At 70.8% G+C, this 12,961-nt stretch carries 13 protein-coding genes and 2 pseudogenes; 4 read left to right on the top strand and 11 right to left on the bottom strand.

Annotated elements, in window-relative coordinates; all coding sequences use genetic code 11:
- Positions 1 to 54: 54 nt before the first annotated feature.
- The 5 genes and pseudogenes from OG906_RS27235 to OG906_RS27215 all read right to left on the bottom strand — a co-directional run.
- A complete protein-coding gene (locus OG906_RS27235) occupies positions 55 to 735 on the bottom strand; it encodes a GNAT family N-acetyltransferase (protein ID WP_329448149.1) in 681 nt (226 codons plus the stop codon).
- Positions 736 to 942: 207 nt separating this feature from the next.
- Positions 943 to 1,806, bottom strand: coding sequence for a MetQ/NlpA family ABC transporter substrate-binding protein (locus tag OG906_RS27230; protein ID WP_267797505.1), 864 nt, complete (start codon positions 1,804 to 1,806; stop codon positions 943 to 945).
- 117 nt (positions 1,807 to 1,923) lie between these two features.
- Positions 1,924 to 2,592 carry a methionine ABC transporter permease gene (locus tag OG906_RS27225; protein WP_329446527.1) on the bottom strand — a complete coding sequence of 223 codons (669 nt, stop codon included), beginning with the start codon at positions 2,590 to 2,592 and terminating at the stop codon, positions 1,924 to 1,926.
- Positions 2,589 to 3,656, bottom strand: a complete 1,068-nt coding sequence (locus tag OG906_RS27220) for a methionine ABC transporter ATP-binding protein (RefSeq protein ID WP_329446525.1) — start codon at positions 3,654 to 3,656, stop codon at positions 2,589 to 2,591. The genes OG906_RS27225 and OG906_RS27220 overlap by 4 nt, the downstream gene beginning before the upstream one ends.
- Positions 3,657 to 4,039: 383 nt before the next feature.
- A pseudogene (locus OG906_RS27215) lies at positions 4,040 to 4,264 on the bottom strand (HAD-IA family hydrolase); the annotation flags it as partial.
- Between the two features lie 119 nt (positions 4,265 to 4,383).
- On the opposite strand from OG906_RS27215, the gene OG906_RS27210 reads away from it, so the two are divergent.
- The gene (locus OG906_RS27210) at positions 4,384 to 4,752 is read left to right on the top strand and encodes a hypothetical protein (protein WP_267797508.1); all 369 of its coding nucleotides are present in this window, start codon (positions 4,384 to 4,386) and stop codon (positions 4,750 to 4,752) included.
- 1 nt (position 4,753) lies between these two features.
- Positions 4,754 to 5,185, top strand: a complete 432-nt coding sequence (locus OG906_RS27205; RefSeq protein ID WP_329446523.1) for a hypothetical protein — start codon at positions 4,754 to 4,756, stop codon at positions 5,183 to 5,185.
- Positions 5,186 to 5,255: 70 nt separating this feature from the next.
- Here the strand turns inward: OG906_RS27205 and OG906_RS27200 are convergent, their stop codons facing one another.
- The 3 genes from OG906_RS27200 to OG906_RS27190 all read right to left on the bottom strand — a co-directional run bounded on the left by OG906_RS27200 (position 5,256) and on the right by OG906_RS27190 (position 7,614).
- Positions 5,256 to 5,762 (bottom strand): GNAT family N-acetyltransferase, encoded by a 507-nt coding sequence (locus OG906_RS27200; RefSeq protein WP_329446521.1) that lies wholly within the window; start codon positions 5,760 to 5,762, stop codon positions 5,256 to 5,258.
- 37 nt (positions 5,763 to 5,799) lie between these two features.
- Entirely contained in the window at positions 5,800 to 6,321 is a 522-nt protein-coding gene (locus OG906_RS27195) for a sigma-70 family RNA polymerase sigma factor (RefSeq protein WP_329446519.1), read from the bottom strand.
- A gap of 126 nt (positions 6,322 to 6,447) precedes the next feature.
- Positions 6,448 to 7,614, bottom strand: coding sequence for a glycerophosphodiester phosphodiesterase (locus OG906_RS27190; protein WP_329446517.1), 1,167 nt, complete (start codon positions 7,612 to 7,614; stop codon positions 6,448 to 6,450).
- Positions 7,615 to 7,803: 189 nt separating this feature from the next.
- Here OG906_RS27190 and OG906_RS27185 point away from each other — a divergent pair, with 189 nt between their 5' ends.
- A complete protein-coding gene (locus OG906_RS27185) occupies positions 7,804 to 8,553 on the top strand; it encodes a lysophospholipid acyltransferase family protein (protein ID WP_329446515.1) in 750 nt (249 codons plus the stop codon).
- An 18-nt stretch (positions 8,554 to 8,571) separates the two neighbouring features.
- Here the strand turns inward: OG906_RS27185 and OG906_RS27180 are convergent.
- The 3 genes and pseudogenes from OG906_RS27180 to OG906_RS27170 all read right to left on the bottom strand — a co-directional run bounded on the left by OG906_RS27180 (position 8,572) and on the right by OG906_RS27170 (position 12,216).
- Positions 8,572 to 10,042, bottom strand: a pseudogene (locus OG906_RS27180) (membrane-associated oxidoreductase).
- An 81-nt stretch (positions 10,043 to 10,123) separates the two neighbouring features.
- Positions 10,124 to 11,668 carry an MFS transporter gene (locus tag OG906_RS27175; protein ID WP_329446513.1) on the bottom strand — a complete coding sequence of 515 codons (1,545 nt, stop codon included), beginning with the start codon at positions 11,666 to 11,668 and terminating at the stop codon, positions 10,124 to 10,126.
- Complete coding sequence (locus OG906_RS27170; protein ID WP_267827273.1) at positions 11,665 to 12,216, bottom strand: TetR/AcrR family transcriptional regulator; 552 nt, start codon at positions 12,214 to 12,216, stop codon at positions 11,665 to 11,667. The genes OG906_RS27175 and OG906_RS27170 overlap by 4 nt, the downstream gene beginning before the upstream one ends.
- Positions 12,217 to 12,305: 89 nt before the next feature.
- On the opposite strand from OG906_RS27170, the gene OG906_RS27165 reads away from it, so the two are divergent.
- Positions 12,306 to 12,827 carry an HAD domain-containing protein gene (locus tag OG906_RS27165; protein ID WP_329446511.1) on the top strand — a complete coding sequence of 174 codons (522 nt, stop codon included), beginning with the start codon at positions 12,306 to 12,308 and terminating at the stop codon, positions 12,825 to 12,827.
- Positions 12,828 to 12,961 lie beyond the last annotated feature (134 nt).

Genomic DNA, 12,961 nt, shown 5'->3' with positions numbered 1-12,961 from the left:
GTCTCCTGGGATGCGTCGGGGGGGCGGGCACGGTGAGACTACCTGGTCATCGGGTCAGCTCCAGTCGGCCCCGACGGGGTATCCGCTCGCGTCGGCGCGCTGCCCGAACGCGTGCTGGTCCCCGTAGCCGGGGTAGCCGTCGTAGCCCTCGTCGTCGTCGAGGTCCTCGGGGACCAGGCCCCAGACGATGAGGTCGCTGCGGGTCTCGGTCCAGCCGCCGGCGCCGTTCTGGGTGCGCACTATGCAGGCGTTGCGCAGGACGCCCTCGCTGATGCAGCCGATCTTCTGGGCGACCTGTTGGGAGGCGGTGTTGTCGGCGGCGGTGCGCAGTTCGAGGCGCTCGAACCCCCGGTCGCGGAAGAGCCATTGGGCGACGGCGAGCACGGATTCGCTCGCGTAGCCCTCGCCCCGGGCCCAGGGGGCGGTGACGTAGCCGACCTCGGTGGTGAGGGTCCGCCAGTCGGTGTTCATCAGGCGGACGGCGCCGACGAGGCGGTGGGTGAGGAACTCGGTGACGGCCAGGACGATGCCGCGGCCCTCGGTGCGTTCGGCGTGGGAGTCGCGGGCGGCCCAACGGTGCGCGTCGGCGTGGGTGTACGGGTGCGCGGCGGTGGTCCACGCGGTGACGTGTTCGTCGTTCATCATCTCGGCGAGCGCGGTGACGTCCTCCACCTCGAAGGGGCGCAGCACCAGCCGGTCCGTGCTGATGGTGACGTCCGGGAAGGTGGTAGTCATGCGCAGCTCCATGCCTGAGACCGTGGTGCGACCGTGGTGCAGTGCGCCGTGGTGCAGTGCGACCGTGTTGCGGGACCGTTTGTGCGGGTCGTAGGCCACAGCATGCAGCATCGGCCGTGGGTTGTGCAGGGCCGGGTTACCCGGAAGCGGGCAGCGCGCGGCCCCGCACGCCGGCGGGGGCGTGCGGGGCCGAAGTACCGCCGTGCGTCAGGCCTTCGGGGCGCCGAAGGCGGGGACGACCGAGCCCTGGTACTTGTCCTCGATGAACTTCTTGACCTCGTCGGAGTTCAGGAGCTTGGCGAGCTTCTGGACGCGCGGGTCGTTCTGGTTCCCGTCCTTGACGGCGAGGAAGTTGGCGTAGGGGTTGCCCTCGGCCTTCTCCAGGACCAGCGCGTCCTTGGCGGGCGCGAGGTTGGCCTCGATGGCGTAGTTGCCGTTGATGATGGCGGCGTCCACGTCGTTCAGGGCGCGCGGGACCGTGGCGGCCTCCAGCTCCTTGAACTCCAGGCCCTTCTTGTCGGTGATGTCGGACAGCTTGGCGCTGGTGCCGACACCCTCCTTGAGGGTGATCAGGTTGTTGGTGGCCAGCAGTTGGAGCGCGCGGCCTTCGTTGGTGGTGTCGTTGGGCACGGCGATCGTCTGGCCGGGCTTGATGTCACCGATGGCCTTGATCTTCTTGGAGTAGAGGCCGAGGGGCTCCAGGTGCACGTTCACGACGGGCACGATGTGCGTGCCGTTCTTCTTGTTGAAGTCGTCGAGGTACGGCTTGTGCTGGAAGTAGTTGCCGTCGACCTGACCCTGCTCGGTGGCGGTGTTGGGCAGGACGTAGTCCGTGAACTCCTTCACCTCCAGCTTGAGGCCGTTCTTGGCCGCCAGCTTGTCCTTGACGAAGTTCAGGATGTCGGCGTGCGGGCTCGGGGACGCGGCGATGACCAGCGCCTTGCTCTCGTCCGCCTTGCCGCCGTCGGTCTTGGCGGAGGACGGGTCGGAGGAGCTGCCGCAGGCGGTGAGGCCGAGGGCGAGCGCGGCGGACGCGGCGGCGAAAGCGGTGAGCTTGATGTTCTTACGCACGAAGAGTGCCTTTCATTGCTTGCAAGGGCGCGGATCGCGCGCGGGTCTTGCGGGGTGGTGGCCCAAGCACGACAAGTGCGGGCTCTCTGGGGGTGGGGGTTCGGGGGGCCTGGTGGTTCAGGCCGTCCGGCCGCGGCGGGCGAGGACGCGTACCACGCCGTCGCCGATCAGCTGGATCACGGTGACGAGGGCGATCAGGACCACGACGGTGGCGACCATGAAGCCGGTCTCGAAGCGCTGGAAGCCGTACGTGATGGCCTTGGAGCCGAGTCCCTCGCCGCCGACGGCGCCCGCCATGGCGGAGTAGCCGACGAGGGTGATCACGGTGGTGGTGACGCCGGCGATCAGGGAGGGCAGGGCCTGGGGCAGCAGGACCTTGCCGACCAGGGTCGGCACGCCGCCGCCCATGGACTCGACGGCCTCGACGAGGCCGTGGTCCACCTCGCGGACGGCCGTCTCGACGAGCCGCGCGAAGAAGGGGATGGCGCCGATGGCGAGCGGGACGATCATGGCGGTGGGTCCGATGAAGGTGCCGACGACCGCCGTGGTGACCGGGATCAGGAAGATCAGCAGGATGATGAACGGCAGCGAGCGGCCGATGTTCACGATCACGCCGAGGACCTTGTTGAGCGGCTGGTTCTGCAGCAGGCCGCCCTTGTCGGTGAGGACGAGGAGGATGCCGATGGGCAGGCCGCCGACCACGGTCACCAGGGTGGACCACAGGACCATGTAGAGGGTGTCGTACGTGCCCTGGGTGAGCAGGGGCTGCATCTCGGACCAGGTCACTTGGCACCTTCCTTGACCAGTGCGTCGGTGATCGTGTTCACCGCGGTCTGTACGTCCTCGACCTCGTCGACCACGTCGATCTGGAGGCCCTGCTCCCGGAGGAAGCCCACGGGGACCACGTTGTCCTCGTAGCGGCCGGGCAGCTCGATCCGCATGCGGCCGATCTGCTTCCCGCCGACGGTGTCCATCGCGGCACCCAGGATCGATATGTCGATGTTGTAGGTCCGAGAGAGCTGGGAGATGACCGGGCGGGTCGCCGCTTCGCCGTGGAAGGTGACGTCGACGACCGTGCGGTCGGGGCCGCCGGCGACACCGCTGACGGGGAACAGTTCGGCGGCCAGCTCGGAGCCGGGGGTGGCCAGCAGTTCCGAGACGGTGCCGGACTCGAGGACCCGGCCGTTCTTCATCAGTGCGGCGGAGTCGCAGACGGCCTTGACCACGTCCATCTCGTGGGTGATCAGGAGGACGGTCAGGCCGAGCTGGCGGTTGAGGTCGCGCAGCAGTTGCAGGATCGAGCGGGTGGTCTCGGGGTCCAGGGCGCTGGTGGCCTCGTCGGAGAGCAGCACCTTGGGGTCGCCGGCCAGGGCGCGGGCGATGCCGACGCGCTGCTTCTGGCCGCCGGAGAGCTGGGCGGGGTAGGCCTTGGCCTTGTCGGCGAGGCCCACGAGGTCGAGGAGTTCGACGGCCTTGCGCGAGCGCTCGCGGCCGGAGATCCCGAGGATCTCCAGGGGCAGCTCGATGTTGGCCTGCACGGTGCGCGAGGACAACAGGTTGAAGTGCTGGAACACCATGCCGATGCGGCTGCGGGCCTCGCGGAGTTCCTTGCCGGCGCGGCGGCCGCGGCCGGCGAGCGCGGTGAGGTCCACGCCGTCGACGGTGACGGTGCCGGTGGTGGGGCGCTCCAGCAGGTTCACGCAGCGGATGAGGGAGGACTTGCCGGCGCCGCTCTGGCCGATGACTCCGTAGACCTCGCCCTCGCGGACGTGGAGATCGACGCCGTCCAGGGCGGTGACCTCGCGGCCACGGGACTGGTAGACCTTCGTGAGGCCCGATGTGGTGATCACAGGAATTCCGTCGCTGTCGAGTGCACGGCGGTGCGGGGTGCCGGGCACGGGGCAAACATCAGGGGACGCGTCACGGGGCGAACCATCACGAATCGGCGATGGCGGCGCGTGCGCGGGGCAGGAGCGTTCCGGGTGTCACACGGTGGTGCCGGACGGGGCTCGGCCGGTCTCGCTTCGGGGCGCGAGACTGCTGGGAGGGGGCCCTCAGAAGGCGCACATTCGACACATACAACGAGCACCGGGCGTCGTGGTCGCCTCGGTCGCAAGGGTGCGGCTGCTCGTCGTGGTCATGGCCCCAGTAAAGCAGACCTGTCACGTGACCGATCAATACAGTCCGGATAGCGGACGAATATCGACCACATTCCGGACAGCATCGATCAGTCTCAGCCGTCCGTCCGGATCGTCACACCGGCGGCCGTGACCTGCGCGGACACGGCCGAGAGGTCCCGCACGACCACGTCCGCGTCGAGCTCGGCGGCGGTGTGCCTTGTGGTCAAGGCCACGGTCCGCATGCCGGCCGCCCGACCGGCGGCCAGGCCGGCGGGGGCGTCCTCGAAGACCACGCAGCGGGCCGGGTCGACCCCGAGCCGGGCGGCGGCCGGCAGGAAATGCGTGACGCACGTGCCCGCGGGTGTGTCGTGCGCGTCTCCAGGCTTCATGCCTTCCGGGAAAGCCCGCGCCGAGGGGTGGGCGCATCGGGTCTTTCGGCCCGTAATACCCTCGCTGCATGCTCGACGCCCTGACGGTCGCCATCGGTGTGGCCGCACTCGCTCTCGCCGCCTGGTGCGGTCACGCCGCACTGCGGGACCAGCCGACCAAGGACTGGCATTTCATCGGCATGGCCGTGGTGACCGTGCTGGTCCTGGCCCAGCTGGTGATCGGCCTGGTGCAGCTGGGTCGCGGCGAGAAGGCCGACGAGGGCACGGTGATCTTCGTGGCCTACCTGCTGGGCGCCTTCGCGGCGGTCCCGGCGGCCGGGATGCTCTCGCTCACCGAGCGGACCAAGTGGGGTTCGGTGACGGTGGCCGCGGGCGCGGTCGTCCTGGCCGTCCTCGAAGTACGCCTCTACGACATCTGGGGAACCGCCGGTGCCTGACATGCCCGACACCGATTCCGCCGCGGCCCCGCCGACCCCGGCGCGCGAGCGACTGGTCTCCGGGCCGGGCCTGCTGCTGGTCTGGCTGTACGGGGTGATCACGGTCGGCGCGGTCTCGCGGTCGGCCTACCAGATCTCCACCGAGTTCGACCGGGCCCCGCTGCCGTACGCCCTGTCGGCGGTGGCCGCGCTGGTCTACGCCTTCATCACGTACTCGCTGGTGCGCGGCGGGGAGACGGCCCGCAAGGCGGCGCGGATCTGCTGCGCCGCCGAGCTGACCGGCGTACTCGTCGTGGGCACCTGGACGCTGGTGGAACCCGACGCCTTCCCGGACGCGACCGTGTGGTCGGACTTCGGGATGGGCTACCTGTTCATCCCGGTGATCCTGCCGATCACCGGGATGCTCTGGCTGCGCCGGCGCCGGCAGGGCTGAGGAGAACCCCGGCCGGCGGTGAGGGTCGACCGATCCGGGCGAGGGGCGGCCGACCCATGGTGACGGGAGGTCAGGCGCTGACGGCGAAGTCCGAGGCGGCCTTCGCCTCCTTCTCCAGGATCACCAGGTGCACGCCGTCGGAGGCGGTGCGGTCGCCGACCCGGATGTAGCCCGCCTTGCGGTACAGCCGCAGGTTGGCCTCGCTCTTGTGGCCGGTGTGCAGCCGGAAGCGGCTGGTCTCGCCGTCGCCCGTGAGCGCCGCCTCGACCGCGCGCAGCAGTCGGGCGCCGAGGCCGTGGCCCTGGAGTCGGGGGTGGACGCAGAGCTTGGCGATCCTGCCCGTGCCGTCCTCGTCCACGTTGCCGCGGACGGTGCCGACGACCTCGTCGCCGAGTCGGGCCACCAACACGGTGTCCGTCTCCAGCTCCGCCTTGAGGGAGTCGAGCGACTGGGTGAGCGGTTGGATGAGGTAGTTGCCGTAGAGCTCGGCCTCGCTCTGGAACGCCAGGTACTGCAGCTTGAAGATCTGCTCCGCGTCCTCGGCGGCCGCCGCCGAAATGGTCACACTCATGCCCATGTGCGCATGCCTCCCGCTCACCTGGTGGCCCGTTGGTCTACCGCTCCCTTCCCCGCAGGTCAGGAGCCGCAACCTCTGCAGCCAGCATTCTGCGCAGACATCCCAGGCAACGGGAACGTACGGGTCCCAAACTTCCTTGTGAGATACCCAACTCTCCTGCGATTTCACGGTAGGTGAGGTCCCTGGGCGAAAGAAGTGCCCCTATGAGTTCCGGACAACGTCCGGGCAACCGGGCGACAGCCGATCGGAGGACGCGGTTGACCTCCCCGTGCAGGGCGGCGTCCTCCGGTTCGGCGCCGGCGCTGCCGGGGCGGGCGCCGTAGGGGACTTCGCGCCGCGCCCGGCGGCGCGCCCCGCGCGCCTCGGCGCGCACGGCCCGGCGCAGCCAGCTCGCGCGGTCGGCGGGCTCAGGGGCGGGTCCGCTCTCCAGCAGCCTGACCCAGACGGCTTGTTCCAGGTCGGCCGCGTCCACTCCGGCGGCCGGGGCCTCCGCTGCCGCCTCGGCGGAGAGCAGCGGTCCCAGTTCGTTCAGAAGGTTGGCGTCCTTCAGCAGGTCCATGCCGGGCGGGACGCGGGGGTCCCGCCCGGTGGTTTCCGCGCCGGGCCCGGAACACTCGTACGAGAAACTCCGCGTGCCCGTTGACGCGTTCGGCCGGTGTTCCGCCCCGGAGGGGGCGGGGGCTCGTCAGCGGCGTCCGCCGCGGCCCGGGCGGAAGTCCTCGGCCGCGAGCAGCCCGGTGTCCGGGTTGTCGGTGAAGATGCCGTCGATGCCCAGTTCGAAGTACCGGCGGAAGGCGCCGAAGGCGTCCCCGTAGTCGGCCGGGTCGGTGCCCTTGCGGTATTCGGCCGGCAGGAAGGTGTTCTCGTTCCGCGCGGTGTAGGGGTGCAGCACCAGTCCGCGCGCGTGGGCGTCGCGCACCAGCGTGGTCGAAGTGCCGAGCCTGCCGTCCGCGGTGCGCGGCACGATCAGGTCGAGGGTCGGCCCGATCCCCTGGGCGAAGCCGGCAATCCACTTCAGGCCGTCGGGCGTGACCAGGTCGGCGACCGTGCGCGGGTCGCCGGCGACCTCGAAGTCCCACGGGCGGGTGTTCGCGGCCGACAGCAGCACCACGCGGGGCGCCGAGACCAGCCGGGCGAGCCGCTGGATGCTGGACGGTTCGAACGACTGGAGGAAGAGGGGCGCGTCGCGGCCGTCGCGGCCGTACCGGCGCAGCAGTCGGGCCAGCGGCTCCTCCAGGCCCAGGCCCAGCCCCCGGAAGTAGGTGGGGTGCTTGGTCTCGACGTGCAGCCAGATCCGCCTGCCCCGGCGTTCGCCCTCGCGGTCCGCCCAGCGCAGCACCTCCTCGAAGGTGGGCACGGCCCACCGGCCGTCGTAGAGCGTGTTGCGCCGACGGACGGCGGGGATGCGTTCCTTGGCACGGAGCGTCTTCAGTTCGGCGAGCGTGAAGTCCTCGGTGAACCAGCCCGTGACGGAGACCCCGTCGACGGTCTTGGTGACGCGCCGGGAGGCGAACGCGGGGTGGTCGGCGACGTCGGTGGTGCCGCCGATCTCGTTCTCGTGGCGGCACACGAGGTGGCCGTCCTTGGTGGGGACGAGGTCCTGCTCGATGACGTCGGCGCCCAGGTCGAGGGCCAGCCGGTACGAGCCGAGGGTGTGCTCGGGCCGGTAGCCGGAGGCGCCCCGGTGGCCGATCACGGTCGGGACGGGGAGGTCCCGGTAGCCGCCGTGGCCCGTGCTCGCGTTCGAGGTCGCCGCCGCGGCGGTCGGGGCCGGGAGTCCGACGAGTCCGCCTCCCGCCGCCAGGACCGCCGCTCCCAGTACCGCGCGTCGCGCCGTCCCACCCTGCGTCATGACCGCCACTCCCCGTTCGGACAAGGGCCGGTGGTCCCGGGACCTCTGTTGGCCCGGTGTCAGACGGCCCGAATCGGCGTGCCGATGGTAGGCAGCGGTCCATGGCCCGGAGGGGCCGACCGGCCGAACTTGGCGCGAACGCGCGTCAACACTGCGTATCCGACACGTGAACCCGATGTGCGATCAGTGATGACCCGCGAGTATCGTCCTCACCTGCACTACCACTGTGTGGTGCGCAACCCGCGTTTCGATGCCGGAGGGCTCACGTTGTTCCGTACCGCGCTCATCAAGGCCACCGTCGGACCCGTCATGCGGCTGATGTTCCGCACCAAGGTGGAGGGCATCGAGAACATTCCGGGCACCGGGGCGGTGATCCTGGCGGGCAACCACCTCACCTTCATCGACTCGATGATCCTGCCCCTGGTGTGCGACCGGACGGTGCACTTCATCGGCAAGGACGAGTACGTGACGGGCAAGGGCCTCAAGGGTCGCGTGATGGCCTGGTTCTTCACCGGCTCCGGCATGATCCCGGTGGACCGCGACGGTGCCAACGGCGGGGTCGCGGCCCTGATGACCGGTCGCCGGATCCTCGAAGAGGGCAAGATCTTCGGCATCTACCCCGAGGGCACCCGTTCCCCCGACGGCCGGCTCTACCGCGGCCGCACCGGCATCGCCCGTCTGACCCTGATGACGGGCGCGCCCGTGGTCCCGTTCGCGATGATCGGCACGGACAAGCTCCAGCCCGGCGGCAAGGGCATGCCCCGCCCGGGGCGGGTCACCCTGCGCTTCGGTGAGCCGATGGAGTTCTCCCGGTACGAGGGCATGGACCGCGACCGCTACGTGCTGCGCGCCGTCACCGACTCGGTGATGGCCGAGGTCATGCGCCTGTCCGGCCAGGAGTACGTGGACATGTACGCCACCAAGGCGAAGGCCGCCTGATCGTCCGCCGCGCCGCCGCTACTGGCGGCGCAGGGACCGGCTGACGCCCGCCGCGGTGGTCGTGGCGAGGATCCAGCCGGTCACGATGAGCACGTACGACAGCCACTGGTACCAGCCTCGTGGTGCGAAGGCGCCCTCCTGCCCGAATCCGATGATCGGCAGCATCAGGTCGATCGTGTAGAACACCGCGTTGAACTGCGGGGCCTCGTCCGCCTTGAGCGCCGGCGGCGGCTCCAGCCCGTATGCGATCCAGCCCGTGAGCAGCAGGGCCAGCAGCCAGCCCGCCGCCCGCATCGGCCGGTATCCGTAGCCGACGGTGACGTCCTGGAGCAGCCCCCAGAGGCGGGCGTGCCGCGGCTGGGTGCGCCGGTGTCGGCGGAGCTTGGCGAGTTGGACGGTCCGGGCCGCGAGTTCGTCGCCGACCGTGCGGTAGGCCGCGGAGAGCTGCTCGTAGGCGTACGGAAGGTACCCGGACTGCTCGCGCTCCAGGGCGGGCAGCCGTTGCCCGGCCGGCAGGTGCGGGGCGAGGGTGCGGTAGGTCAGGCCGTCGACGCGGATCCGCTCCGGCCAGGTGTCGGGCTCGATGTGGAGCAGGTCGAAGGTGGAGCGGCGCAGGTTGACGTCGCCCTGGAGCCTCGGGCAGGACCGCAGCCAGACCTCCCCGATCGCGCAGGGCGACGCCGCCGGGGTTGACGAACCGGGCGTGGGCGAAGTTGAGCTGGCCCGGGATGCGGGCTCCGGTGAGGTTGACGCGGCCCCGGGCCTCCATGCGCATGGCCCGCAGGTCGGTTCCGACGGTCAGGTTCTCGGCGTGCAGGGCGGTGCCGCCGGGGGCGAACAGGCGGGCGCCGTCGAGGTTGACCTGGCCGCCGACGACGGCGCCGTTGACGCGGGTCTGGCCGTGGACGGTGAGGTCCATGGCGATGACGTCGGTGGCGATCTGGGCGTGGTTGATCTGGAGCAGCGGTTCCTCGTCCGGGTCCTGTCCGTCGGGCGCGTCCGGGTTGCCGAGGACCGCCCGCCGGATGAAGAGGCCGCCGGATATGCGGGCGCCCTGGAGGCGGACGGGCCCGGTGATCCGGCAGCAGGACAGGCGCAGCGCGACGTCGACGCTCACGGTGGCGCCGGTCAGGCCGGGCAGCGTCGAGTCGGACAGGACGAGGGCGCGCAGTTGGGCCCCGTGGACGAGGGGCTTGCGTTCGAACCAGCAGCCCCGCAGGCGGATCCCGTACGGTACGACCGCGTACTTGAGGTCCAGCTTGCCGGTGATCCGGGCGCCCCTGACGTTGAGTCCCGGCACCTGGCCGGCGGCCGGGACCCCGCTCAGCACCAGGGCGGTGATCACCTCGGCGCGCAGGGTCCGCTCGGGCCCCCAGGAGCCGCCGTCCGAGGAGTCCTCGTCGGGCGACGGCCTGAAGTCGACGCCTTCGCCGCGCGGGAAGGCGTCCCATACGCGGCGCTCGGCCGGCGTCAACTCGTCGATCTCCATCGCCGGGATGGTGTCCCGCGCGTCGACGGACTGTCAACCGTGCGCGGGACACCGCTCCTTGGGCGGGTCAGGACGTCGCGATCAGTGCTCGATCCCGTCCTGGAGCTTCTGCCCCTTGAGCAGGAACCAGGCGGCCACGGCGGTGGCCAGCAGGACGGCCGCGCCGACGCCGGAGGCGAGTCGCAGTCCGTCCACGAAGGCGACCTGCGCCGCGTCGACCATCGTCCGGGCGGTCTCCGGGTCCAGCGACTTGGCCGCTTCGACGGCGCCGCCGAGCGATTCGTGTGCCGCGTCGGCGACCGGGCCGGAGACGGACGCCGGGGCGTTGAAGCTCTGGTAGACGCCGGTGACGATGGAGCCGAGCAGGGCGATGCCGAGGGCGGCGCCGAGTTCGTACGCGGTCTCGGAGACGGCCGAGGCGGAACCGGCCTGCTCCTTGGGGACGCTGGACAGGATGACGTCGGCGGTGACCGTGAAGGAGAAGCCCGCGCCGAGGCCGACGACGAGCAGGGCCGCGCCGAGCAGCGGGTAGCCGGTCTCCTTGTGGATCACGGTCAGGACGGCCAGGGCCGCGCCGATGGCGGCGAGGCCACCGCTGACCAGTACCCGTACCGAGTACTTGCGGGCGTACCGGCCCGCGAGCAGACCCGTGGCCACGGCGCCGATCGCGGCGGGCAGCTCCGCCAGACCCGCCTCCAGCGGTTCGCGCCCCTGGACGAGCTGGAGGAACTGGGACAGGAAGAACACCAGGCCGGACAGTCCGAAGACGGTGAGCAGGTCGGCGAGGACCGCGCCGGAGAAGCCGCGGTGCTTGAACAGCCGCATGTCGAGCAGCGGCGCGGTCAGCGTGAACTGGCGGCGCACGAAGGCGTAGAGCGTCCCGATGCCGAGGACGGCGATGCCCGCGGCCTCCCACGAGGGTCCGTGGGTGGCGGTTTCCTTGACGGCGTAGACGACGGCGATGATGCCGACGAGGGAGAGGCCGACGCTGATCAGGTCCCAAGGCCCGGCGACCGGGTTCTTGGACTCGGGCAGCAGCTTGCTGCCGACGATGACCAGGACGATCATCACGGGGAGGTTGATGAGGAAGACCGAGCCCCACCAGAAGTGCTGGAGCAGCGCTCCGCCGACGACGGGGCCGACGGCCGCGCCGGCCGAGGCGGTGGCGCCCCAGATGCCGATGGCGAGGCTGCGCTCCTTGGGGTCGTGGAAGATGTTGCGGATCAGCGCGAGGGTGGACGGCATCAGGGTGGCGCCGGCGACGCCGAGCAGCGCGCGGGCCACGATCATCATCTCGGGGCTGCTCGCGTACGCGTTGAGCACGGAGACGGCGCCGAAGGCCGTGGCGCCGATGAGCAGCAGCTTCTTGCGGCCGATGCGGTCGCCGAGGGAGCCCATGGAGACGAGCAGGCCGGCGATGACGAAGGAGTAGATGTCGCCGATCCACAGCAGTTGGGTGCCGGACGGCTTGAGGTCCTCGCTGAGGGCGGGGGTGGCGAGGCCGAGTACGGTGGCGTCGACCGCGACCAGCAGCACGGCCAGGACGAGCACGGAGAGCGCCGGCCAGCGTCCTCGGCTCTGTCCCTCCGTCCCCGTCCGCCTGCTCAGCTCTTCGGTACGACTCATTTCTCCACGCTCCGTCGTGCGCCACCGAGCAGCAGCTCGATGATCATGTGCTGAAAGTCCTTGGCCGCGACCCGGCCGTCCATGACGGCCCAGGCGCAGGTGCCGACCAGCCCGTAGAGGGCCTCGGTGAGCCACGCGGGGCTCAGGTCGATCCTGATGTCCCCCTCTTCCTGGCCGCGCCGGAAGAGGGCGCTCACGCGGGCGTCGAGCCGGGCCCAGCCCTCGTTGACCTCGTCGCCCTCGAACAGTTGGTTCTCGGTGACGAGGAAGGCCAGCAGTTGGGCGTTGGGCTCGACCTCGGCGACGAGTCGCTTGAGCGCGTCGACGGCCGTGTCCTCGCCGAGGCGGGCGTTGTCGAACGCCACCTCGAACTCGCGGATCCCCAGATCCTCCAGGGCCCGTACGAGGACGTCGCGCCCGGCGAAGTGCCGGTGGAGGGTCGCGCGGCCGATTCCGGCAGCGCGGGCGACCTCGTCCATCGTCGCGGTCGATTTGCGGGAGAGCAGGGCCGCCGCATCGCGGAGCACCTGGTCACGATCCATGGCCATGAGACAACCATAACCCGAATGAGACATCTTTGTCTCATCGAGCCGGAAAAGCAGCTGCCCCGGCGGGCGGCGAAAGGAATCCTGCCGAGATGAACCCGAGCAACCGACCCCTGCTGTTGATCGACGTCGACGGCCCGCTGAACCCCTACGCGGCCAAGCCGCAGAGCCGCCCCCGGGGCTACGGCACCCACCGCATGCGCCCCACGGGCTGGACCGAGGCCGAGAGCCCGAAGCCCCTGCGGGTCTGGCTGAACCCCGACCACGGAGCGGAACTGCTCGCCCTGGCGGAGTCCTACGAACTGGTCTGGGCGACGACGTGGAAGGACGAGGCCAACGACTGGATAGGCCCCCGCCTGGGGCTGCCCCGGCTCCCGTACATCGACTGGCCGCAGATGCACGGCCGGGCGCCGCGCGGCACCTTCTGGAAGACGCAGTACGTGCTGGAGTACGCCGCGGAGCGGCCCTTCGCGTGGATCGACGACGACATCACCGCGATGGACCGGGAGTACGTCGACCAGCGCCATCCGGCGCGCACCCTGCTGATGCGGATCGACGAGCGGATCGGGCTGACCCGGGCCGACTTCGACGCGCTGGCGCACTGGGCGGCGTAGGACGCCGGGGCCAGCGGCGGACGGGCGGCGCGGCACGCGCACGCCGAAGGGGGCGGCCGGAGCGGATGCTCCGGCCGCCCCCTTCGGGTCGTGCGGCCACCGGTTCCGTGTGCGGCTGCCGCTGTCGTGCGGCC

Source organism: Streptomyces sp. NBC_01426 (assembly GCF_036231985.1).
In the GTDB taxonomy this organism is placed as follows: Bacteria; Actinomycetota; Actinomycetes; order Streptomycetales; family Streptomycetaceae; genus Streptomyces.
Note: the sequence above shows the minus strand (reverse complement) of the source record. Positions and strands in the feature narration are given on the sequence as shown.